Raw genomic sequence first — 26,386 nt, forward strand, 5'->3', positions numbered from 1 at the left:
TATACAACAGACAACATGACTAGTACCATTTTGATTTAAATGAGTATTTTATCCCGGAGCAACCGTCCGTAAGACTCCCACTATTTAGTCATCAAGAAAGATGCTGCCTTTTAAGAGGAAGTTAGAAATCGGTTTAGGTCTACTACTAGCAGGGGGATCAATTTACCTCATGCAAGAAGAAAGCGTGAAGTAGAATAATAGAAAGTAGAAACACCCCGCCTACAAATGTAGTCGGGGTGTTCTGTGTTCTTATGCTTGCTAATAATTCTTAGAAAGGTCCTTCGGTACTCGAAAACTAACTTGTGTTCCTTTACCGACTTCACTCGTAATGGTGAGACCTTCACCAAACAGCTGGATTAATCTTCGATGTGTATTCGACACACCGACTCCACCTGTGTAGTGATCAGCTTGAAGAATTTCTCCTATTTTCCCTTGGTCCATTCCGACACCATCATCTTTTACGATGACTTTATAAAAATTGCCAGCGTCCTTCACATAGAGGCCAACCGTTCCGCCTCTGCTTCGTTTCAAGATGCCATGTCTCAATGCATTTTCGATAAGCGGTTGAATGGTAAAGGGAGGAAGGTACATTTCCTTGTGCGGTATATCCATATCAACTGAAATCCGCTTGCCAAAGCGCTCTTTTTCAATGTATAAATAGGACTGAACTAATTCTAGTTCTTCAGCAAGTGGAACAACTCTGTTAACATGTTGGTCTTTAAAGCTCCCTCTTAAATAGCTGCCAAACTCCTCAAGCAACCGTGTAGCTCTGTCAGAGTCAATTTCCTGTAGTGACACAATGGTGTTCAGTGTGTTGAACAAGAAATGTGGTTGTATTTGCGATTGTAGCCATGCTGCTTCTGTCCTTAGTTGTTCTGCTACGGATAGCTTTAATGCAATAAGTGCATGTAAACGGGCTCTTAATTCCGTTGCATCCACAGGCTTTGTCACATAATCATTTGCCCCAATTGAAAGCCCGATTCGTAAATCTTCAGGCTGATGTCGGGCTGTTAGTAATAGAATAGGAAGCTCGGTGAGTGTATGCTTTTTCCTGACTTCTTCCGTTAGTTCATAGCCTGACATGCTTGGCATCATGACATCTGCTATCAAAAGATCAATGTGTTGCTGCTCGATAATTTCTAATGCTTCCTTCGCATCTACCACTTTTAAAATGTTGTAATCCGTTTCTAGAATATTCTCTAATACTTTTAAATTCACCGGGTTATCGTCCACTAATAGAATGGTAGGTGCATGCCCATTTGGTAGGCTAAGCTGTTCGATTTGGGAAGCTTCTGTTTCTTGGAGATTCTCTAATACAGATGCTGATTCCACATGGGATGACTTATTTTCTTCCCCCTCGGTTGCAAGGGGAACACTAAATGTAATATTCGTTCCAAAACCTACTGTGGATTCCAGCGTTATTTCCCCTCCATGCAGCTCGACCAACTCTTTGCAAATGGAAAGGCCAAGGCCGATTCCATCTTCAGTAGAATTTGTATCGGTTTCCACCTGTTCATATGGTTCGAACAAGCGATTTTGATCTTCCGGCTTTATTCCTTTTCCTGTATCTTCAACCGAAATAAGTGCCATTGCCTTTTCTTGTCTCGCGCTAATCGTAATGAAGCCATCTGTTGTATGCCGAGCAGCATTATAGACGAGATTAAATACAATTTGTGTCATCCTATTTTCGTCAGCAGAAACAAGTGGGAAAGTATTCGCGACATTTAAGTGAAAAGACACATTTTGCTCGTTTGTCATAAATCGAACCATATCGAGAACTCCTGCAGCAACGGAACGTATGTGGATTGCTTGTTTTTCTAAACGTATCCGTCCATCTTTTAACTGCGAAATGGCGAGGAGATCATTTAGGGTATGTTTCATCTGCCTACCAATTTGTAGAAGCAGGGTAATATTTTGACGTGATTTCCCCCTGATATCTTGTTCTAAAAGGGATTGGCCAATATTCAATATCCCATGCAGCGGGTTGCGTAATTCATGAGATGTTCTTGCTAGAAAGTCGTCCTTCTGTTTATCAGCTTCCTGCAACTTCACGGCCTGTAGGGAATATTGATTGGAAATATAGATTTGTTTTTTTAAGAGCATAAAGGCTAAGACAATAATAGTGACGACTGTATCAAACGGATAATAAGGAGCTTCAAATCCAGCTAGTTTTATCCCACTTCCCCATAGCATATTTGACGTATAACCAGTTAATGCCAGCAACACAAACAGACCATCCTTGTAACCATTCCGTACCGTTCTAATCGTGTCATAAAACAGAAACGGTACTGTTATAATGAAGAAACTTAAAACAAAAATAGCAAAGTAATAAAAATAGTCTAAGGGCAGGAGAAGATTTACGAATACTAAGCCTGCGTAGTAATAACCCATATAGCGATATGCTTTTCGAGTTGACTTTAGAATATGCTGAATAAACTTCCCAATCAGGAACAGGGCTGTTATATAGAAAAAGATAATGAGTTTGTATGTCGTGTCTGCCTCGAACGGTAGTTTAATAGGGACTTCTTGATCGAATAATAAAACAATAGCAGAATGAAAGACAAGCAGTCCGTAAAATAATAGCTCTTTTTCCAAATTACTCTTCCTAAGAAAGAAGATAAAGAACGCATATCCAGCATGTAGGAAATAAATGGAGGCAATGAGCAACTGTAAAAAAATAGATTGCGTTTCTTTTTTATTGATTGCCCCGTAAGAACCAATCTCGACTGACTTCGTTAACCCGCCAAATAGCGGTATTTCATAATTTGATAGGTGGACAACGATATGAAGTTCATTCTCATCTGTGGTGAAGTATCCTAAAAAGGGGCCATGCATTCTTGCTGCTGAGGACTTTTCATTTGTGGCAATAGGATCTGACTCGTTAACCAATTTTCCATTTACAAAAACTTTCGCAGCTGTAGAAATTCTTTCAAAACGTATGCCATAACTAGAAAGTTCTCTGTTAGGAAGCTTAACTTTTAGCTGATAGGTACCATAACCGAAAGTCTCATTCTCTTCATCTGAGTTGAGGTGAGTACTCCAATTACTCGGCACTTCAAGGTAAGAGGCAGGTGCTGAGGGGGATTTCGGATCTAGTAACACGCCCGGCGTAAAACCCCATTCACCATTTAAATGTATAATGGTGCCAGCTTCGAAGTTTGCATTATTTAAATCCACTGCACCATCTTCTGCAAAGTAGTCTTCTGGAGGCGTATAAAAAGATTCCCATGCTAGTCGGAACACAGTTAGAACGGACAAGGATATTATAATGAAAAATAGGATTTTTGTTAGGGAAAACGTACTGTTGATTTTCATGTGTATTTACTTCCTCGATTTATATTTCGGTGAATTTGTCTTAGGCTTAAAAACCCATGTTAACATAGGGTCATAGATAAAGGTATAGATGAGTTTGAAAAATGGTAACAAACTGATAAATGCTTGGGCTGACTATACATAAGAAGACAGAGTGGGCATGAATTTGAATTCATGCTTTCTTTTTTACATACTTTCTTTTACTTTTAAAATTAATTCATTAATTTTTTCAAGTTTTCATTTAAGCAAAGGAATGATTTAATTAAAGAAAGCGCATTCTTTTAAAATAATAGAAAGCTAGTATAGAGGGGGAATAGAAATGGGTGACTACACGTTTCCAAAAGATTTTTGGTGGGGTTCTGCTGCCTCTGCAACGCAAATGGAGGGAAGCATTGATCAGGATGGAAAGGGAAAAAACATTTGGGATCACTGGTTTGAGATTGAATCCAATCGATTTTTCGATGGAGTGGGACCAGGGAAGACCTCTCAATTTTATAAAAAATATAAAGAAGATATAGCACTAATGAAGAAGCTAGGCCACAATTCTTTCCGTTTTTCTATTTCCTGGTCTAGATTAATACCGAATGGTACTGGTGAAGTAAACAAGAAGGCTGTCACATTTTATACCGATGTTATTGATGAACTGCTTGCTTCAGATATCAAACCATTTATTAATCTATTTCATTTTGATATGCCTCTGGCGTTACAGGAAAAAGGAGGATGGGAAAATCGTGAGGTTGTAGAAGCGTTTGCAGCATATGCGAATACATGCTTTAACTTATTTGGAGATAGAGTTAACACATGGTTTACCCAGAACGAGCCTATTGTACCAGTAGAGGCTGGTTATTTATATGATATGCATTATCCAAATGAGCTCGACTTTAAAAAAGCAGTACAGGTAGCATACAATTCGCTACTCGCAAGTGCTAAAGCAATTCAAGCATATAAACAAACAGGGCAATCAGGGGAAATTGGGATTATCTTAAATGTGACCCCGGCTTATGCAAGGAGTAAGCATCCTGCTGATCAGAAGGCCTCTCGTATAGCGGATTTGTTTTTTAATAGGGCATTTCTTGATCCATCTGTTAAGGGAGAGTTTCCACAAGAACTCGTACAGATTTTAAAAGATCTGGATTTCCTGCCAAAAACAGAACCAAACGATCTGGAAATTTTCAAGGAAAATACAGTCGATTTATTAGGTGTTAACTATTATCAGCCTCGTCGAGTAAAGGCTAAGGAATATTTACCACATCCAGAAGCACCATTTACGATGGAGCACTTTTTTGACCATTACTCCATGCCAGGGAAGAAGATCAATCCACACCGCGGCTGGGAAATCTATGAAAAAGGAATCTATGATATTCTACTTAACCTTCGCGACAACTATGGAAATATTCGCTGCTTCATCTCGGAAAATGGAATGGGCGTTGAGGGTGAAGAAAGATTCTTAAATGAGGATGGCGTTATCCAAGATGATTATCGGATTGATTTTATCCAGGATCATCTGAAATGGGTACATAAAGCAATGGAAGAAGGCTGTAATGTAAACGGATATCATCTATGGACGTTTATGGATAACTGGTCATGGTTAAATGCCTACAAAAATAGGTATGGGTTTGTTTCCGTTGATCTAGCACAGCAAGGCAAACGCACCGTGAAGAAAAGTGGTTGGTGGTTTAAAGAAGTAATTGACAACAATGGTTTCTAATAGAAAAGCCAGTAAAAAGTAAAGGGGAAATGAACAATGGAGCATAAACAAATACCAAAAGCTTTAACAGCATTAATTCAAAAAGTAGAAAAGAAATTTCCAAATGACGAAAAGTTACATAAGTTATTTGCCAATACCTTTCTAAATACATATACCACGACATTGCAGGAAAGTGAAAACGATAAAACGTTTGTCATTACGGGTGATATTCCGGCTATGTGGCTTCGCGATTCTACAGCACAGGTGCGACCTTACCTGTTAGCAGCTGAGGACCCGGAAATTGCCAAAATGCTTGCTGGTGTATTGAAACAGCAGATCGAATTTGTGCTACTGGATCCTTACGCTAATGCATTTAATAAAGAAAGCAACGGACAAGGCTTCCAATCTGATAAAACAACAATGCATCCAGGAGTGTGGGAGCGGAAGTATGAAATTGATTCGTTATGCTATCCATTACAGCTAGGGTATCTATTATGGAAACAGACAGGAAGCACAGCGCATTTTGATAGCCAATTTAAAGAAGCGGTGCAGGTAATCATAGACCTTTGGAAAACGGAACAGTATCATGAAACAAATTCACCCTACTTATTTGAACGGATGGATGTAAGGCAGTCTGATACATTAAACCGTGATGGAAAAGGTAGTAAGACAGCATACACGGGAATGACATGGAGTGGGTTCCGTCCTAGTGATGATGCTTGTCTTTATGGCTATTTAGTCCCGTCAAATATGTTTGCAACAGTCGTGTTGGGTTACATTTCGGAGGTCAGTGAACAGGTTTGGAAGGACAGTGAACTTCAAACAAAATCCAACGAGTTAAGGGATGAGATTTTAGAAGGAATTCAGCGTTTTGCTGTATCAGATCATCCATACTATGGTGAAGTTTATAGCTATGAAGTCGACGGTAATGGAAATAAACTATTTATGGACGATGCCAATGTTCCGAGTTTACTAGCTGCACCATACCTTGGATTTTGTGAGAAAAATGAAGAACGCTACCAAAACACTAGAAAACTATTACTTTCAAGAGAGAATCCGTTTTATTATGAAGGTGAAGTTGCAAATGGAATTGGCAGTCCCCATACCCCAGACCATTACATCTGGCATATTGCATTAAGTATGCAGGGACTCACAGCTTCAACGTTAGAAGAGAAACAGCAGATTTTAGAATTAATAAAAGCTACGGACGGCGACACAGGGTATTTACATGAGGGCTTCAATGCTTCAGATCCAAATAAATTCACACGTGATTGGTTTGCTTGGTCTAATTCTCTATTTAGTGAATTCGTTCTTGATCTTTGTGGTGAAACGATTAAAGGGAGCCCATTAGCTAGTCTTAAAGAGAATGTCATGTAGGGAGAGTGGCGAATATGATCAGAGTATTTACGGAAATAAGTCAGTGGATTAGTAGATTGTTGTTACTGAATTTGTGCTGGGTCATTGGTTTGCTTGTTGGGCTTGTTCTATTTGGCTTTATGCCAGCAACAATTGCGATGCATGATATAACGAGAAAATGGGCTCATGGGGACTTGGAAGTACCGATTATAAAGCGATTTATTCAGTCTTACCGTGAAAATTTTATAAAAAAGAACCTTGTTGGGGCAGCATTTGTGCTGGTAGGATCTTTTCTTTTGGTAAACTTAAGATTTGCTTCTATTGTTGAGGGAACAGTGATGATGGCTGTTTATTACTTTATTTTATTTGCTTTGTTTATTCTTCTTATGAGTCTGATTACTTTCTTTAACGTGTATAATCATTATCACTATGATTCTTTCAAGCAATATGTACAGCAGTCTATTGCTATTACAGTAGCAAGTCCTGCTTTGATGGTATTAACATCCATAGGTTTAGGGCTCATTATATGGTTATTTTATCAAGTGCCAGGACTAACCTTATTCTTCTTAGGAGTCTTTCCGGCTTATTGGAGCAGTATCGTAAGCAAAAAAAGATTTGGTATACTAGAAAAGAAGATTCAGGAGGCTAATTTTGTTTCATGACTACTGCAGTTTGAAAGAGGGTTTAGCCGGTGTGGTTTAAAAAGCATAAAATATTCTCTTCGATAAGCAAATTATGGCATCAGGTTTTCAGTAGAATACTTTTTATCTACTCCGTGACAATCGTGATTGTGATTTCTCTTCTGCTTCTCTTTATTGGGCACTTTTTACATAAAGAGTATGTCGAACAAGCATTGAGAGCGAATGACCACACACTTGATCGTTTAGAGACTTATTTTGATTCAAGGAACCAAAATCTTTCCGCAAATTTACTGAGGCTTTATTATAATAATGATCTCGTTGAATCGGTAGCATATGCGCTGCAAAACAATCGCGAGGATTACTGGGAATATAGACTAGATAGTTACATGAAAAGTAATTCCTTTGTACCGACAACCATTGATTCGTTTGTCAACACCATGTATTTAACAGATCAGGATATTGATGCAATTAATATTTCCAGCCTGGAAACCGGGAACTCGTTTAATTATATTTTTAATCATTACAACTGGAGTCAAATGCGGATGGAGAAAGAGGACAGCTTTCTACCGGATATAAAGAATGGGATCGCAATCTCTAAACCTATCCATGATGGTGTTTCACCTGAAAGTATTGGAACCTTTACGGCTTATTATAGTTTGGACAAGTTGAATAATGATGAGGAAATATTAGGAAACAGTGAAGTTGGTGGAGTACAGGTTTATTCCCTTGATAAAGAGCTTCTATTCAGCTCGGTTGATGAATTGGAAAACGTCCCAGTACCTACTGGGATGTCCAATAACGAACAAATAGAATGGGGCCACGATGACGGAACTTATTATTTAAATCACAGAGTAGATTATAATTTAGGCTTTATCTATGTTGGGGTTGTACCAGAAGATGAAATTGAAGGGATATCGTTTACTTTTTGGTTTACGGTTCTAGCCATTATATTCCTAGCGATTATGGTCGTGTTAACAGGCTATGTAGTTATTCGAAAATATGCTAGAAGAATGCGTGAGATTGAGTACCATATGCTTCAAGTACAGGACGGGAACTTTACAACACGTGTAAATGTGTCCGAGCAGGATAAGGATGAATTATCAACCATAGCAAACAGCTTTAATCGCATGGTTCAAGAACTGAATTCTTATATTGATAGAGCCTTCGTCTTAGAAATGAAGAAAAGAGAGGCGGAAATGCGGGCATTGCAGTCGCAAATAAACCCACATTTTCTTTATAACACGTTGGAATCTATTCGAATGAAAGCAGTAATCGAAGGATCAAAAGGGACGGCAGCTATGACTTACCATCTCGCCACAACTCTTAGATATTCTCTGTCAGATAAACAGCAGGTACAATTGAAGGAAGAGCTCGAACATTTAAAGCAATATATGAAAATTATGGAGTATCGCTTTGCAAGTAAACTTTCAGTAGAGTACGAGATTGACGAATCATTGCTAACCTTACCAGTCCTACGGTTCATATTGCAGCCGGTGGCAGAGAATTATATCATCCACGGATTCAAGGCGGACCAACAAGGAAACCAGTTAAAAATCCAGGTTAAAGCATTGGAAGATCGTAAGGTTGCAATCACCATGCGTGATAATGGAAAAGGGATTGAAATAGAGAGGTTACATTCCATTCAGGAAAAGCTTTATGGAGAAGAAGGGACCTCCTCGGAATCCATTGGGCTATCTAATATCCATCAACGAATTCAGTTACAATACGGAAAACCATATGGTCTATTTATAAAAAGTGAGAAAGATATAGGAACAGAAGTTACACTAATTCTACCTGTTGGACAAGAATAAAAGAAGTTAATTATATAGGCCATTGTACACATAGAGGGCGATTTTATGGGACGAAATCTTCAGTTGGGTTTCGTCTCTTTTAAAAGTTAAACGCAGGGGACTCACGTCCAGTTTCAGCACCCAGAAACTAGGCGACTTCACAAATTGCCCTACGATAAGTCATCATCGGTTCGTATCCTCACCGTGATTCCTTTATCTCAGTTAATTCGTTCCAGTCACTACGTTTCTAAACGGATGCTTACACTTTTGAGTTCTTCATATAGTTTTTTCATTATTTCTAACATTTATCCAATAGGAGGATTTTAAATATCTTGCTAGACTTATGTAAGTGCTTACAAAAAAGGAGGAGTGATTGGATGAGAAGTTTTCATCGAAAGAAAGTATTTAGAAAGACATTCGTTATATTGGTTGCCACCGTTTTAATGGTGCAAATGTTTGCAACGGTAGCATTTGCTGGGGACACGCTGCCATACACTGGGCAAAGTGCGACTGGTGAAAAGCAACCAACACAGCATGGCTATACCTCTCATGATATTTTAAAATGGGAGCCAGACCGGGATAAATTTGCCGATATGTTTCGTTCTCGGGTACCACTACAAGAACGAAATGAGCCTTTTGCTGCCACACAGGCCAACCCTGAATTACCTGCTGAAACACAAATGTTTAATTTAGCAGGCGATTATGGAAACGCTTTTATGGATAGCACTGCCTATACCAATAAGTTTGGCCAATACACGTTTCCTTATTGGCAATATGTTGATTATTATTCTTATTGGCATGGGACAGCTACAGCGGATGTGCCGAGAGATCTTTATGATCCTGAACTCCCTTGGTATGAAAGATGGTTTGAATTTGGGGTGTTGAATGTTCCCAACCCAGCCTATACCAATGCAGCGCATAAAAATGGAGTTGAATCACTTGGTGTTATTTTCTTCTCAAGCAACGATAGAGGCCCACAATCGTATACACAGATGGTCAAAAGGGATAAGGATGGCAATTTCCCAGTAGCAGACAAGCTAGTGGAAATCGCCGAGTATTTTGGATTCGATGGTTACTTCTTTAACCAAGAGGAATTGACAGGAATAAAACTAGAAGATATTCCCGAGTATAAGGAATTTATGAAGTACATCCGTGAACAAGGATTGTATGTCCAATGGTATGATTCAACAAAGAATGATTCTGGACGGTTATATTATGAAAATGAATTTAATAAAGCAAACAGTCCATTCTTACGGGATGCAGAATACGGAGATATTGCTCATTCTATTTTCTTGAACTATAACTGGAACAGGACAAGAATGGAAAATTCAAAAGCACATGCTGAAGAACTAGGATTAGATCCACTTGAAAGTGTATTTGCAGGTGTGGAAGCAGGTGCAGATAGGTTTGGAAGACACCGAAATAATCTACAGAATAATCTAGATCAGAATGGTAACCCAATGAACAGCATAGCCATGCTTGGTGCTGATTTTACTCATCATGGTTTGGATGAAGACCTAGGGGGAGAAGACACGCTAAGAAGGTTTGACAACGATTATCAATGGATGTCGTTCATTCGTGACCGTGCTTGGTGGTCAGGTCCGAACTTAGATCCAACAAACACAGGAAGAGATTCGCAGGCTTCCTTATCAGATGTTGGTGCACAGGGAGGTAACTGGGACGGTGTAGCTGCATATATCGCAGAACGAAGTGTTATTGATGGTGGAAATTTCGTCTCTCACTTTAATCTTGGCAGAGGGTTACACTACTACCAAAATGGCGAAATCAGTAATCCTGAAGAATGGTCAAATATTAATATACAAGACGTACCTGTGACATGGCAATGGTGGATCGATACGCCGGGCACAGAATTACATGTGGACTATGATTTCGGAGCGGATTACAATGCTGGATCAAGGTATGATTATGAACAAATTGGTGCTTATGAGGGTGGTAATTCACTTGTTGTAAATGGAACATTGGATGCCGAGAATTTCTTAAGACTTTATAAAACAGATATAGATCTTCATGAGACTTCCGAATTCTCTTTAACATATAATAAGAGCTCAAATGATGCGTCGAACATGCATTTAGGGGTGATTTTTGAGGAATCTCCAGATGAAGTAGAAAAAATAGCGATACCAAACTCGGATGAGAAGTCAGAAGGATGGGTTACACAAAACGTGGACCTTTCTGAGTATGCTGGTAAATCGGTTGCTGCCTTTGGTATTGTATTTGACCCACAGGATAATGAACAGATTGATAACTTCCAAGTTAATCTTGGCGAAGTGAAATTTACTGATCATTCAATTGAGAAGCCAAATGCACCTACAGGCCTGCAGATTTCAAAGGCATTTACAGCTTCTGAGGAAATGTATATTTCTTGGGACATCGCACCATACGAGCAGGTCAAACAATATAACGTTTATAATAATGGCGTGTATGTTGGTGGCATATATGATGAGGTTTTCTATATTAAAAACATGCAAGGCCTATCAGGAAATGTATCCGTAACTGCTGTAAGTGAAGATGGACAGGAAAGTGATCCTGTCACCATTCCTTATAACTTTGAAGAAAGTGTGCAAGATATAGCGGTAACACAGACTTCAAGCGGTGAGATGAATGTTTCGTGGGAAAACCCAGCTTCTATTGAGGAACAAATAACAGTAAAGCTTTCAACCGAATATGATGAAACCGAAAAAGTTGACGAACGTGCTGTATTACAAAACGAGGAGTCAGAGGTTACTTTCAACAATACTCCAGTAAATGGCGATAAATACCTTATCCAAATCCAGGTGGATGATGGAAATTGGGTAAGTTATTCGGATACGTTTGTTGATAAAGAAATCGAAGCTTATCCTGCAGAGAGTGTGACCCTTGATGGAAAGAATGTTTCGTGGGAGCTACCAACTCAAAGGGATTGGCATTACCTGTATGTTTATGAAGATGGTGAACCGTTAACTTTCCAAACAACGTATAGTCAAGGAGCAAAGCCTTATATTATAAGAGGTAGAACACATTTAACAGAACTTGAATTCCAGACTGCATCCACAGATAGTAAACTGGAATTTGTTATACAGGATTATGCAGGAAATACAGCAAAAACAGTAGTGAGAACGACGTTAGAAGAGCTGTACGTGGATATAGAACAATACACGAAGGATGGAGAACTATCCAATGCAGCATCAAAACAATTAACGAACACGTTAAAAACGGCTGAGAAGCATTACAACAAAGGGAAATGGAAACAGGCTGAGCATCATTTACAGAAATACCTCTCCAAATTTGATGGGAAGCAACTAGGTGATCTATCTAACGATACGCAAAATGTGTTAAAGAGTAGTGGAGCCTACCTATTAAAGAAATGGTTAGAGGAAATCAAATAAGTTAAAACAATATAATATAGTCGGTGCAAGCGCCGAGCTGATTCGAATCTTAAGGTTCGAGTCTGGCTCGGCTTTTGCTTTTTAAACAACCCCATGTTTTACCCTCTAAACTGGAAGTAAGACCACCAACAAATGAAATTTACTTTATTTAATCCAATCAAACTATGATTTTTTCAATGTTAAAGAAAAAGTCTACTTGATATGATGAATGAAAGGGCTTTCATTGACAGGGACATTATAATGAAAATAGTTGATATAAAAAGGACTATAGTGTGGGAAGGAGATAAGTCAATGTTGCATGTTTTACTTATAGATGATGAACCTCTAATTGTAGAAGGATTACAGGCATTAATTGATTGGGAGAGCCTTGGGTGTAGGATAGTGGGTACCGCAAATAGTGCAGAAGAGGCGTTAAAGACATACAGTGACACGGCATGCGATTTGGCCATCACCGATATTAGAATGTCCAGTAAAAGTGGGCTTGAATTAATTGAAGCATGGCAGCAATTCCAACCTAGCACAAGGTGGATTGTATTATCAGGTTATCAGGAATTTGATTATGTTAAAAAAGGCCTGGAATTAGGAATCGAAAATTATTTAGTTAAGCCTGTAAATGAAGAGGAACTTGTGAGAACGGTAGAACAAGTAAAAAGAAAATTGTATCTTTCTAATCAGCAAAGTATTAGAAAATATGTGCTTAGGGATAATGCAATTTGGTCATATCTTCATGATGAAATACAGCAAGAAGAATTTGAGGCAAGGATGGAAATTTCGGATATGGGCCCCTTTAATTCTTACAGAAAGCTAGCATTTTTAACTTTTCCTGAAGTGCATACTTTTTCGGAAGAGAAGTTTTCTGCTATTCAAAACCAGTTGGAGCAGGCTTTTAAAACTGAAAATGCAATTTGCTGTATAACACCGGAGAGCGATTTTCTCTTGCTTTTCCCTACTGACGAAATAACTGACCAAAAAGTAGACAATAAGATTTCTCACTTTGTAGAGGAGTCCATACGTTTGCCATACATCCTATTTATGGGAGAAAAAGGGGAGACGAAAGCTGAATTAAAAAACAGCTTGTCACAGGCGATTTCCCATCGTGACCATTATGCTTTTTTCAATGATATAAAAATTACTTCAGAAGCTTCCTTTCATGAGGTGAATAACCAATTAAAACCAATCCATATGGAAGCATTATTAAAAGCGATCAATGAAAGAGATACTCGGCAAGCAAAGGATTGGGTTTCGAAGACGTTGTTAGTGAACACGAGCAGTTCTGACCAGGTGAAAAGTGGCGCACTAGAAGTTGTTATGGCTATCAATGCACACTCAGCTGCCTTAGAGCGTGTTACGCTGTCTAAGGTTATCGATGAAATGCTAAAAAGTAGAACGATAGCAGAATTGTCAGATCAAATCGACACAATTATTGAAAATGCAATCTTACACATGAAGAAAGATAAAGAAATCAATCATTCCTTGGTTGAGGATGTTATTGAGTACTTACAGACAGGTTATAGTGATGAGATTTCTCTTAAGTTGCTTGGACAAAAATTTTACATAAACCCAATTTATCTCGGACAGCTTTTCCATAAGGAAATAGGCATCTCTTTTTCGGAATATTTAAATGAAATGCGTTTAGAAAAAGCAAAGGATCTATTACTCCATACACATGAAAAAGCTGGGAAAATCGGAAAGAAGGCCGGTTATTCTGATCCAACTTATTTTTATAAGCAGTTTAAAAAACATTATGGGGTAACACCGAACGAATATAGAACAATTAATAAATAAAGGGAAACTTCGTATGGGGTCTCTCTAACTCCTCCCAACTGCTAGTTGAACGAATCGTACCTTTCCTGTTAGGTTGATCCCCTGCTTCGTCTTTTTAATGGCCTCTTGGAGTGGGGGGATTGCCAGGTAAGACGGATCGAAGTTTTTCACAAAATTAATCCATTAAATCTATGAATTATCAAATATTCAATCGATTGGGTAATTGGTAGAATAAATGTAAGGGTTTTCTTTTTGGTTAATACAGTAGGAGGGAGGACGTATAAATGAAGAAGTTTTTTAGAAATCTCTGGGAAAATCGCACTTGGTTGCTAATGGTGTTGCCAGGTACGTTATGGTTTATCCTCCTCGCCTATATTCCGATGGCGGGTAATGTTATTGCATTTAAAGAGTACACCATTCATCCTGAAGGTTTCATTGCAAGTATTATACATAGTGACTGGGTAGGGTTCGATAACTTTAAATTCTTGTTCTCAACAAGTGATGCCTGGGTTATTACGCGAAATACCATCCTTTATAATTTAGTGTTTATTTTACTTGGGTTAGCCTTGGCTGTTGCACTCGCAATCTTACTAAGCCAGCTGGCAAATAAGCGACTTGCAAAAGTATATCAAACAGGAATGCTTTTCCCACATTTCCTATCATGGGTAGTTGTAAGTTATTTTGTTTTCAGTTTCCTTAGTATGGATAAGGGCTTGTTTAATAATATCCTGGAATCACTCGGTATGAGTGGAATTTCATGGTACCACGAACCAGAATATTGGCCATATATCCTAACCTCAATGAATGTATGGAAAACAGTAGGTTTCTCTAGCATTATTTACTTAGCTGCTATAGCTGGTATAAATCGAGATTACTATGAAGCGGCAATGATTGATGGAGCAAGTAAATGGCAGCAAATTAAGCATGTGACATTACCTGCATTGATGCCGTTAATGGTTATTTTGACCATTCTGGATATAGGTAAGATATTCCGAGCAGATTTTGGACTTTTCTACCAGGTACCAAGAGATTCAGGGACATTATATTCGGTTACCAATGTAATTGATACCTATGTATATCGTGGGTTAATGCAAATGGGAGATATTAGTATGACCACGGCAGCAGGCTTGTATCAATCAATGGTAGGGTTGATCCTTGTTTTATTAACGAATTATATAGTGAAGAGAATTGATAAAGATTATGCACTGTTCTAAGCCATTTATGTAAGTGAAGGAGGGGGATTAGCAATGAAAGCTGAAGAAAAACCAGCTAACTTATCAAAAAAGAGAAGAAAAAAAGTAAGAAACCCTCACCATTTTAGTCCGAAAACAAATATAATCATGACCGTCTTATTGGGATTATCCGCATTTCTCTGTATCTTCCCATTCCTGTACGTCATTATTATTTCCGTCTCATCTGAGGAATCACTGATTAGGTATGGATACAAACTTATTCCAGAAGAATGGTCACTTGATGCGTATTCTTATCTATGGAATATGCGTGGACAGCTATTTCAATCCTTTGGTATCTCTCTTTTAGTTACTATTCTTGGTACTGTTATAAGTGTTCTTATGATTACCATGTATGCGTACGCCATTTCACGTCCGCAATTCCGTTACCGAGGGTTCTTTACCTTTTTTGCTTTTTTTACAATGTTGTTCAATGCAGGATTGGTTCCATTATATATCGTAATGAATCAATTTCTCGATTTGCGAAATACAATATGGGCATTAATCTTGCCACTGGCAATGAATGCTTTTTACATTATTATTATGCGGACCTTCTTCGTCCGTTCCATACCGGAAGCAATTTTGGAATCAGCCAGAATTGATGGAGCCAGTGAATGGAGAATATTCTTTAAGATTAGTGTACCGCTTGCTGTTCCCGGAATAGCAACTATTGCGCTATTCAGCACACTGGGATATTGGAATGATTGGTTCCATGCTCTGTTATTTATCGATGATCCCAATTTGGTTCCATTACAGGCTCTTTTAATGCGTATTGAAAACAACCTTGAGTTTATTAGGCAAAATACAGAGCTTGGTGGAGCCGTTCAAGAAATTTATGCGACCGTTCCACAAGATGCTGCAAAAATGGCAATGGTCGTGATCGCAACACTGCCGATAGCACTGACCTATCCATTTTTCCAAAAGTACTTTATTAGTGGATTAACTATTGGGGGAGTAAAAGAATAAGCTTCCTCCATTAGCTAAAGAATTTTGAAATGGTTTTTATCAATGTTTTTAAAGAGAACCGCGGCTCTTTAGAATATAGTATTTTTCGTAATATCATAAGGTAGAGATAATAATAGGGAGGTTAAAAGATGAAAAAGGTTTTTGGACTATTTATCTTATTTGCAATATTGTTGCTCGCTGCATGTAGTGATGATAATGCTAGTGGGGAATCTGATGGTAAAGATAGTGATGATGTAGTAGAACTGCAATGGTATATGATAGGAACACCACAACCTGATACAGACAAGGTTATGGAAGAGTTAAGTGATTATACAGAAGAAGAAATTGGTGTCCGTGTTAATATGACACAAATTGACTGGGGAGATTATGAGGAAAGAATGCGAATTATTACTTCCTCTGGTGAAAATTATGATATCGCTTTCGTCTCCGGTGGTACGTATACATTAAATGCTCAAAGAGGAGCATACGTGGGCCTAAACGATTTACTTGATTCCCACGGGAAAGATGTGAAAGAAGCGCTTCACCCTGATTTAATTGAAGGTGCTAGCATAGAAGGGGAACTTTATGGAATTCCAGCAAATAAAGAGATTGGAAACCAAAGTGTTCTTGTCTTTAATGATAACTTAGTAGAAAAGTATGGCTTTGATACGGAAAGTATTGAAACATTCGCAGACCTGGAGCCAATGTTAGAAGAAATTAAAAACAACGAGCCTAGCTTCTCACCAATCTCAGCGGCAAGTATGTTCAGACCTGTTATGCCATTTGATTATGTATTAGGTTGGAACATGCCAGTTGTATTTCCATTTAACGGAGATACCGAAACGGCTGTAAATCTTCTTGAAACAGATGAAGCAATGGAAACATTTAAAGTAATGCGTGATTTTTATCAGAAAGGATATGTTCCTTCTGATGCTGCAAGTTCAACAGATCCTTGGCCATACAATGTAGAAAACTGGTTTGTAAGAATTGAAGGATATAACCCATATGCTGAGCTTCTTTGGGAGCGTGATGCTGGTTATCCAGTTAAAGTTCAACCCCTAACAGACCCAATTATTAATAACGAAGCGGTTACGGGTTCTCTGATGGCTATATCTGCTACATCTAAACACCCAGAAGAAGCAATGGAATTTCTTAACTTGCTAAACACTGATCCGTTTGCTCGTAATCTAGTGAACTACGGAATCGAAGGGGAGCACTATGAGAAAAATGAGGATGGTAAAATAGTGAATTTACCAGCAAGAGGGGAACGCTATTCAGTGCCTCAGTATGCACTAGGAAATCACTTTATTCTAGATCTGTTTGAAAATGACCCAGATGACAAATGGGAAGCATTCCAAGAGTTTAACGATTCAGGTGTTCGTTCACCATCTCTAGGATTCCACTTTGATCCATCACCAGTTAGAACAGAAATTGCCAACGTATCCAACGTAGCAAGTGAATTCATGCCACCAATCTTTACGGGAAGTGTCGATCCAGAAGAGCATGTACCAATGGCAATAGAACGTTATAACGAAGCAGGACTTCAAACAGTAATCGACGAAGTACAAAAACAATATGACGAGTGGAAAGAAACAGTAGGAGAATAAGAAAAGCCTAGAGTGTCCGAATCTAGACAAAGACTGAGACACAAATAATAAATCAATAATCATGTAACGACTAAATTTAGTGGCTGGGACGTAACAAAAAAAGAAACAACCGGACGATCGCTCGAATTATAGTATAAAGACTTTAAATGCGCCTTATTAGCGAAGGGAAATGCGTAGACTCCAGTGGGAACAGCACGAGTCCGAAGACCCCGCAAGAAGCGATCTTTGCTTCTGAGGAGACTGAGGCCGTGCCCACGGAAAGCGCAGTATTTTCCGAAGCGGTGATTAAGCAGTCTTTTATTGTTCGACTTCCTGAAAAGGGAAGGAACGTGATGTCCCAGCCCCCTTTTAAAAAAACTATACCAGAATTAAACGGAGGACATTATGGAAAGAATCCACCGATTTTTATCGAAAATATCTAAATTTGTACATACAGAAACAAAAGAACTAGGATCATGGGAAGCAAAAAAAGGAATTTATGACAAACCAGTCTCCTATACGTGGACAAAGGAAAACTTTTCAGTTAAAAAAGGAGATTCCCTTGTTTCAACTAGGGAGACTATTTTTTTAAACCAAACGATTACACAACCTACAGAGTGGAATAATAGTGAATCAATTGGGTTGCATCTTTTATTTGGAGCAGATGGAAAACCGACAAACCACGAAGCACTCGTTTCTATCAACGGAAAACCCTATCACGGAATAGACCGAAACCGTAGCTTTGCACCACTCCCTCTATCAGATAAAGGAAAATGGGATGTTCAAGTGGAGTTATACAACCCGATAGCCCAGTCAAAAGACATGTTAAACGAACAAAACGAACCAGCGGAATACGCACCACCAGAGGTTTACTTTTTGGAAAATGCGCTTGTTGTGAAAAATGAAGCACTTGAAAGATATATCTATTTAATAAAAGCATACATAGAAGCAATCGAGCTCTTACCAGCAGTGGATATGGACCGAATCACTGTAGGAAATGTTCTAAACTCCCATTTAAAAACAGTAGAGCATGTTTCCGCAGATCAGTGGAATAATCAAGGCTGGGTTAGCGAAAGAATGGAAGCTTTGAAACAGGAATTAGCTAGCATGGACTTTTCAAACAAAGGAAAAATTCACCTTGTTGGGCAATCACATATTGACCTAGCATGGTTATGGCCTGCAAAAGAATCGGTTCGTAAGGTAAGTCGTACCTATTCTACAATGAGTACGTTATTAGAAACAGATGAAAACTTTACGTATGCGCAAAGTCAGCCAAGTACCTTTGAGTATATTAAAGAACATTATCCAGATATTTACACAAGAGTTAAAGGGCATATTGATTCAGGACGTTTTGAATTAGTTGGGGGAATGTGGGTGGAGCCGGACCTAAATATCCCGTCCGGAGAATCACTTGTTCGTCAGCTGCTCTATGGCTTAACCTTTTACAAGAATGAGTTTGGTAAAAAGCCGGAAATAGAATGGCTTCCTGATACATTTGGTTATTGTGCATCTTTACCACAAATTCTCAAACTTGCCGGAATGAACTATTTTATGACTACAAAAATGAACTGGAATGATACCAATGAATTCCCATATGATCTATTCTATTGGGAAGGAATTGATGGTACGAGTATTCTTTCCTATCTAAATCATGGGGTAAATGAACATACACATCCTAAAGAAATAGATACACACTGGAAAAGCTTTAAGCAAAAGGACGTGCACGAGGAGCAAATGCTTTTATATGGTCATGGCGATGGAGGTGGCGGTGTAACGAGGGAAATGCTTGCCTATGCTGAGCATTCAGAGGAACTGCCGGGATTACCTAAAGTAGAATTCAGTACAGCAGATGCTTTCTTTAAAGGTATTACCGAAGCAAATCCACCGTTACCGACATGGAGTGGAGATATGTATTTGGAGCTACATCGTGGCACCTATACTACCCATGCATATAACAAGAAGGCAAATCGTTTTGCAGAAGGGTTATACCGTGAAGCAGAGATCTGGACCGCTTTTGCTAACATTTCTGGAAAGAATGTAGATAACAGTACACTGCAAACAGGCTGGAAATCGCTGTTGTTTAATCAATTTCATGACATTATCCCTGGAACCTCGATTCCGGAAGTATACGAGCAGTCCACAAAGGATTACAAGGAAATTTTCCAAATTGGCCAAGGAGCTAGAGAAACTGCATTACAGGCGATAGCCGAAGAGATACAACTTGAAAGAGAAGGAAAGGCATATATTCTATTTAACAGTCTCTCATGGAAACGCGATGAAACAATTGAAATTCACGGTGGTATAGAGCTGGCAAACCAGACTGCTTGTACGGAAAATGGTGACGTACTCCCAATGACAGTGCGTATGATCAGGGAGGAAAACTATGTGGCTTCTATATACGTATCAGATATCCCTGCAATGGGTTATACGACGATCTGGTTGGAAGAAGGAAAGTCTGAGGAGCAGGAATTGACCGAGAAAACCTTTGATTATCAGTGGGATACTGACTTTTATCACGTGGAGTGGAATGAAAAGGGAGAAATGACCTCGTTATTTGATAAGCAAGCAGGACGAGAGATTGTACTGTCTGGCCAAGTAGCAAATCAATTACAGTTCTTCCATGATAAACCATTGGTATGGGACGCATGGGATATTGATCCAGAGTTTGAACAGCATCCAGCAGAAGAAGCAGAACTGGTAAAAGTAGATGTGATTGAGCAGGGTTCTGTTCAAGATGTTTTAAGTTTTACATGGAAGCTTTCTAATTCAACGATTACCCAGCACATTGTGTTTTCTCATTTTCATAAACGAATAGATTTTAAAACGGAGGTAGAGTGGCAGGAAGAGCATAAGCTTCTTAAAGTAGCGTTTCCAGTAGATGTGAGAGCCTCTCATGCTACCTATGAAATTCCATTTGGTACTGTTGAGCGATCTGTTAACACGAATACATCATGGGAAAAAGCCCAATTTGAAGTGTGTGGTCATCGTTTTGCTGATCTATCAGAAGGAGATTATGGTGTTAGTTTATTAAATGATTCTAAGTACGGCTATGACATTAAGGGGCAAGTACTACGATTATCCCTGTTACGTGCACCAAAATGGCCTGATCGAACAGCAGACATGGGAACACACCAATTTGTTTATTCCCTTTATCCACATGAAGGAAGCTGGCAACAGGCTAAGACAGTCCAGCAGGGTTATGAACTTAACCAGCCTAGCGTAGTAGTTGAGGGTGAGAATCAAAATAGTGGTAGCCTTCCTGCTTCTCATTCATTTATCAATATGGAAGAAAATCAAGTCATTGTAGATACAATCAAAGAAGCAGAAGATAATCAAGGCTTGATTGTACGCCTTTATGAAGCTACTGGTTCAAGGAAAAATGTTGTGCTGAAACCAAACTTCCAAGTGACGACAGTAGAAGAAACAAATCTCTTAGAAGAAAAGGTTCAGGAGGGTCTACATTCAAATGGGGTTATCGAAACGACGGCAAAGCCTTATGAGATTAAAACCTTCCGTTTGAGAACAGAAGATGGTGATCAAGAATAATGGCCATCTATCAATCCCCTAGTTATCCAATCGAAACTAGAGTGGATGACTTAATCAGTAGAATGACATTAACAGAAAAGGTAGGCCAGCTTAACCAAAAGTTATATGGATGGGAAGCCTATCAGAAAACCGGTAGTGACATTACCTTAACCGAAACCTTTACAGATGAGGTACGTCGCTGGAATGGAATTGGCGTTCTTTATGGCTTGTTTCGTGCAGATCCTTGGTCTGCACGAACCTATGAAAATGGAATTACTGCGTCGGAAAGTCCGAAGCTGGCAAACCAAATCCAAAAATATATTATAGAAAATACGAGGCTAGGCATTCCTGCCCTTTTGTCAGAGGAATCTCCACATGGCCACCAAGCATTAGATGGGACCATGATTCCTACAAATATTGGGGTAGGGTCAACGTGGAACCCACAGCTTATGAAGCAAATGTACCAGCATATAGCAAAAGAGATGAGAAGCAGAGGAGCACATCTTGGTCTCATTTCAACACTAGATATTCTGCGTGATCCTCGTTGGGGAAGGTCTGAGGAGTGCTTTGGAGAAGATCCGTTCCTGGCCGCTTCTTTCACCAGAGCTGCAGTAGACGGATTACAGGGTGGTTCTTTTGAGAAATTGGCTGGTTCTGATAGAATTGGCGCTATCTTAAAGCATTTTAGTGCCCAAGGAGCTGGAGAAGGCGGTATTAATGCTGCACCAGCAATAATTGGCGAAAGAGAATTACGAGATATCCATTTGCCGGCAATGAAGGCAGGTTCAGAAGCGGGTGCTGCTGGCTGTATGGCAGCTTATAACGAAATTGACGGCGTTCCATGTCATGCAAACAAAGGTCTATTGACGGGAATTTTGCGTGATGAATGGGGCTTTAAAGGAATTGTCATGGCAGACGGTGTAGCAATTGATCGCTTGGAAATGCAAACAGGCAGTTATGTAAAGGCAGCTGCGACAGCCTTGGATGCTGGGGTGGATGTAAGCTTATGGGATGAGTCTTTTACAACTTTGGAAGAGGCAGTAAGAACTGGACTTGTAACGGAAGAGGACATCGATCGATCGGTTCGACGGGTCTTATCCTTAAAGTTTTCGCTTGGACTATTCGAGAACCCATATGTGGAAGAAGAAAGCATTACGACAAGTAATGATAACGAAACGGTACGCCAAGCAAACATTCAGGTTGCTCGTGAATCAGTAGTCCTGCTTAAAAATGAGAACAGCCAATTACCATTACAAAGTAAACATAAGCGTATTGCCGTGATTGGTCCAAATGCAGATTCCATATACAATCAGCTTGGAGACTATACCTCCACCCAAAAAGCAGGAAAAGGAACAACGGTTTTAGAAGGAATTAAGAAGATTGCCCCGAATGGAACAGAAATAGTGTATGCCAAAGGGTGTGGGATTAGAGAGGGATCACCGGAGGAAATTAGAGAGGCGATTGAAAAAGCGAAAGATGCTGATGTAATTGTTCTAGCAGTTGGTGGCAGTAGCTCTCGAGACTTTGATATTCGATTTGATACCAATGGTGCTGCCATTCCAGGCGAACAACCAGCAGATATGGACTGCGGAGAAGGAATGGACCTCGCTGATTTGAATTTAGGTGGAATGCAGGAGACTTTAATAGAAGAGCTTGGAAAACTAGGTAAGCCGATGGTAGGTGTTGTCATACAAGGAAGACCACATGCAATAGGGACCCTCGTAGAATCATGTCAAAGTGTTCTTTGTGCCTGGTATCCTGGGCAAGAGGGTGGGACAGCTATAGCAGAAATCTTGTTTGGCCATGTAAACCCAAGTGGTAAGCTTCCAGTCTCTATTCCAAGGTCTAGTGGACAGTTGCCTGTGTATTATAATCATAAAGATTTGGGAAAGCTTCTACCTTATCGGAATATGGAAGCAACGCCACTTTTCTCATTTGGCTATGGTTTGAGCTATACAACCTTTAACATGAATGACTGTCAATTATCACGAGATTCTATTTCTCTTGACGAATTAAATGAGGGCGCAACCGTCACGCTTGAGGTCACTATCGAAAATACGGGTGCTGTAGATGGCGCAGAAGTTGTACAGCTATATCGTTATGATGCGGAAGCTTCTGTAACGAGTAGAATAAGAGAGTTAAAAGGTTTTAAAAAGCTCCCCCTTAAATCAAAAGAAAAACAGAGCCTATCGTTTTCGATTGGAAAAGAAGAACTTTCCATTTGGAATAACAAGATGGAATATGTTGTGGAGCCAGGTCTAATACAATGGTTTGTTGGGGGAAATTCCCATGCGACAATGAAAGCCAACCTGCAAATTACCCCTTAACATACAGGAGGAATCGTGATGTACTTAACAATCGATTTAGGTGGAACGTTTGTTAAATCAGCATTTATGACCGAAGAAGGAACTATAGAACAAGAGCAAAAAGTAAAAACGCCCGAATCATTAAAGGATCTCCTTCAGTATGTGGTGACATTACAGAAACAAGCCAATGGGAATTTGGATGGAATAGCTGTTAGTTCTCCTGGAACAGTTTTTCCGGATGGGAAAGTTGGAGGTACAAGTGCCATTCCCTTTATCCATCATGGGAATTTGAAAATGGAATTGGAACAGGCAACTGGACTATATACTACAGTTGAAAATGATGCAAATTGTGCAGCCCTTGCAGAAGTTTGGCAAGGAGCTGCGCAAAATGTAAGCGATGCTGCGTTAATCATAGTCGGTACAGGAATTGGTGGAGCACTAGTAAAGGATCGGAAATTACATAAAGGCAGCCACTTACTGGGTGGAGAAATTGGGTATAGCCTGCTTACCGTGAATCCGGAAGAGAGAACGGTAGGGCAAGTTAGTCAGATGGCGTCTACCCGGGCCATGATTCGAAATTATGCTGCAAAGACGGGAAGGCATGTGGACAGTATTTCAGGAGAATGGCTTTTCGAGCAGGCCGAAATGGGTGAAAAAACCGCAAAAGAGGTCATTCACACCTTCTATTTCACATTAGCTTCACTCGTTTATAATATTCATTATTTGTATGATCCAGATGTTATCCTGCTTGGCGGGGGAATAAGTGCACAAAAGAGCGTGTTAGCTGGAGTGAAGCAGCAATTAGAGGTCATTTTTAAGCAGCTCGACGATCTTGTACACGTTATGCCACATGTAGAGGTTTGTCAGTTTCGTAACCAGGCAAATTTAATTGGCGCACTTTATGCCCATCTTCAAAGCAAGGAAACAGCAGCTGAAATCTAGTAATGGAGGGATATTCATGCGAATTCATTTTTCTGGAGATATGGAAGAGCTCCATGAAGGAATTACGTTATTAGAAGAGATATTGCAGATTAGCTCTCATTCTTCAGGCTTTCCAATTGAAGTGAAGCAAAGACAGGGACCTATTGAATTGGGCTGTGATGAGACAAAAGGCTATATTTTCTATGATAAAAAAACTCACTTTTTTCGCGCCTTAGGTAAATGGCTGGAAGCCTTTCAAACGGAAGAGTCCTTCCACCTGGTTGAAACACCTCAATTTGAAAAAAACGGTGCGATGATTGATGCTTCACGTAATGCTGTTCCAACTGTCGAAGGTGTGAAAATGTTGCTTCGGAGAATGGCTGTTATGGGATTAAATGTTTTAATGGTATATACAGAGGACACCTTTTCTGTAAAGGATTTTCCATATTTCGGTTATATGCGCGGAAAGTATACGCAACAAGAATTGTGTGCGATGGATGATGTGGCTTTTTGTTTAGGAATAGAAATGGTGCCTTGTATTCAAACTCTAGCACATCTAACAGAGGCATTGAAATGGAATTACGCTGAAGAGCTTCGAGATACGGAAGATATACTTTTAGTAGGTTCGGAGAAAACGTACCAATTTTTAGATGCGTTAATTGAGTCTGCAAGCAGTCCTTTTCGCACTAATAGAATACATATTGGGATGGATGAAGCGCATCAGCTCGGTCGAGGAAACTATTTGGAACATAACCCGTACACAGATACATTTTCTATTATGAAGGAACATGTAAACCAGGTCACAGAGATTACCGATAAATATGGGTTAGAGCCAATGTATTGGAGTGACATGTATTTTAAACTAGGCTCTAAAGAGCAAAATTATTATGATCTCAATTCCGTTGTCCCGAAGGAAATCGCTTCAGAGATTCCCAACCAGGCTTCTCTCGTCTACTGGGATTATTACCACTCCGACAAAGATTTTTACCGGCAGTTTATCAAAAAACACCAAGACCTTAAGAGGGGGCTTATCTTTGCTGGGGGAGTATGGACATGGAATGGCATTGCACCGAATTATGGAAAGACCTTTTCTACTACTGAGGCAGCACTTTCAGCTTGTAAAGAAGCAGGCGTGAAGGAAGTCTTTGCCACGTTTTGGGGAGATAATGGGGCGGAAACACCAACTTTTTCGGGACTCCTTGGTCTACAACTGTATGCCGAGCATGGGTATCAACAAGAAGTTGACGAAGAAGTGCTTCGAAAGCGATTTGCGTTTTGTACTGGAGGAAACATGGATGATTTTCTTCTGTTAAGCCAATTTGATGAAACACCCGGAGTAGGTGAGAATAATTTAGAAACAAGCCAGCCTTCTAAATTCATGTTATGGCAAGATCCCTTGTTAGGCTTGTTTGATGAGAATATTAAGGGATTACCTATGGCAAAGCATTACACTACTTTATACGAAAAATTAAAACAGGTACAACAAGCCACTTTATGGCAACCAATTTTTACATATTATACACAACTGGCAAACGTGTTAAGCACAAAATCAGAATTAGGCATAAAGATAAAACAAGCATACGAAGAAAAGAATATCACGAAAATACACCATGCTATAGATGACATGACACAGTTAAAAAGGGAAGTAGATACACTCCGTACCTTCCATAGAGAAATGTGGTTTTGGACGAATAAAGCTTTCGGCTGGGAAGTGTTAGATATACGCTATGGAGGCGTTATCGTTAGATTAGAATCATCTATACATCGGTTGAAACAATGGCTAGACGGAGAGGTCGAGACACTGGAAGAGCTTCATGAAGAAAGACTTTACCATGATGCCCCGTTCTCTATGCCTGATCGGCAATTAGGTGGTAATAAATATCACCGAATTGTCACGGCAAGTCCTTTCTCTGGTTAAGGGAAAAAAGGAAACGTTTG

Annotated in this window: 14 protein-coding genes; 13 read left to right on the forward strand and 1 reads right to left on the reverse strand. The window is 39.4% G+C overall.

Annotation, left to right across the window (positions count from 1 at the left end; all coding sequences use genetic code 11):
• Window positions 1-258 precede the first annotated feature (258 nt).
• Window positions 259-3,315 (reverse strand): hybrid sensor histidine kinase/response regulator, encoded by a 3,057-nt coding sequence (locus BN985_RS06880; protein ID WP_042222043.1) that lies wholly within the window; start codon window positions 3,313-3,315, stop codon window positions 259-261.
• A gap of 316 nt (window positions 3,316-3,631) precedes the next feature.
• Here BN985_RS06880 and BN985_RS06885 point away from each other — a divergent pair, with 316 nt between their 5' ends.
• From BN985_RS06885 to BN985_RS06945, 13 genes are all read left to right on the forward strand, one after another.
• Complete coding sequence (locus BN985_RS06885) at window positions 3,632-5,020, forward strand: glycoside hydrolase family 1 protein (protein ID WP_042222046.1); 1,389 nt, start codon at window positions 3,632-3,634, stop codon at window positions 5,018-5,020.
• 36 nt (window positions 5,021-5,056) lie between these two features.
• On the forward strand, window positions 5,057-6,376 hold the full coding sequence (locus BN985_RS06890; RefSeq protein ID WP_042222048.1) for a glycoside hydrolase family 125 protein: 1,320 nt from the start codon (window positions 5,057-5,059) through the stop codon (window positions 6,374-6,376).
• A 14-nt stretch (window positions 6,377-6,390) separates the two neighbouring features.
• Window positions 6,391-7,017, forward strand: a complete 627-nt coding sequence (locus tag BN985_RS06895) for a YesL family protein (RefSeq protein WP_042222050.1) — start codon at window positions 6,391-6,393, stop codon at window positions 7,015-7,017.
• A gap of 29 nt (window positions 7,018-7,046) precedes the next feature.
• Window positions 7,047-8,807: a sensor histidine kinase gene (locus tag BN985_RS06900; protein WP_042222052.1), complete on the forward strand. Its 1,761-nt coding sequence runs from the start codon at window positions 7,047-7,049 to the stop codon at window positions 8,805-8,807.
• Window positions 8,808-9,163: 356 nt separating this feature from the next.
• Window positions 9,164-12,172, forward strand: a complete 3,009-nt coding sequence (locus BN985_RS06905) for an endo-beta-N-acetylglucosaminidase (protein ID WP_084157466.1) — start codon at window positions 9,164-9,166, stop codon at window positions 12,170-12,172.
• 291 nt (window positions 12,173-12,463) lie between these two features.
• A complete protein-coding gene (locus BN985_RS06910) occupies window positions 12,464-13,957 on the forward strand; it encodes a response regulator transcription factor (protein WP_042222054.1) in 1,494 nt (497 codons plus the stop codon).
• A gap of 263 nt (window positions 13,958-14,220) precedes the next feature.
• Complete coding sequence (locus BN985_RS06915) at window positions 14,221-15,150, forward strand: ABC transporter permease (RefSeq protein WP_042222055.1); 930 nt, start codon at window positions 14,221-14,223, stop codon at window positions 15,148-15,150.
• 126 nt (window positions 15,151-15,276) lie between these two features.
• Window positions 15,277-16,131 carry a carbohydrate ABC transporter permease gene (locus BN985_RS06920; RefSeq protein ID WP_408634673.1) on the forward strand — a complete coding sequence of 285 codons (855 nt, stop codon included), beginning with the start codon at window positions 15,277-15,279 and terminating at the stop codon, window positions 16,129-16,131.
• A 128-nt stretch (window positions 16,132-16,259) separates the two neighbouring features.
• Window positions 16,260-17,717 (forward strand): ABC transporter substrate-binding protein, encoded by a 1,458-nt coding sequence (locus tag BN985_RS06925; RefSeq protein ID WP_042222059.1) that lies wholly within the window; start codon window positions 16,260-16,262, stop codon window positions 17,715-17,717.
• A gap of 384 nt (window positions 17,718-18,101) precedes the next feature.
• Window positions 18,102-21,242, forward strand: coding sequence for an alpha-mannosidase (locus tag BN985_RS06930; RefSeq protein ID WP_042222060.1), 3,141 nt, complete (start codon window positions 18,102-18,104; stop codon window positions 21,240-21,242).
• A complete protein-coding gene (locus BN985_RS06935; protein WP_042222062.1) occupies window positions 21,242-23,548 on the forward strand; it encodes a glycoside hydrolase family 3 N-terminal domain-containing protein in 2,307 nt (768 codons plus the stop codon). The genes BN985_RS06930 and BN985_RS06935 overlap by 1 nt, the downstream gene beginning before the upstream one ends.
• Before the next feature lie 18 nt (window positions 23,549-23,566).
• Window positions 23,567-24,469: an ROK family protein gene (locus BN985_RS06940; protein ID WP_042222063.1), complete on the forward strand. Its 903-nt coding sequence runs from the start codon at window positions 23,567-23,569 to the stop codon at window positions 24,467-24,469.
• Between the two features lie 16 nt (window positions 24,470-24,485).
• Window positions 24,486-26,366, forward strand: a complete 1,881-nt coding sequence (locus tag BN985_RS06945) for a beta-N-acetylhexosaminidase (protein ID WP_052360632.1) — start codon at window positions 24,486-24,488, stop codon at window positions 26,364-26,366.
• The last annotated feature ends 20 nt before the right edge of the window (window positions 26,367-26,386 follow it).

The sequence above is a fragment of the Oceanobacillus manasiensis genome (assembly GCF_000724085.1).
GTDB lineage: Bacteria > Bacillota > Bacilli > Bacillales > Amphibacillaceae > Oceanobacillus_B > Oceanobacillus_B manasiensis.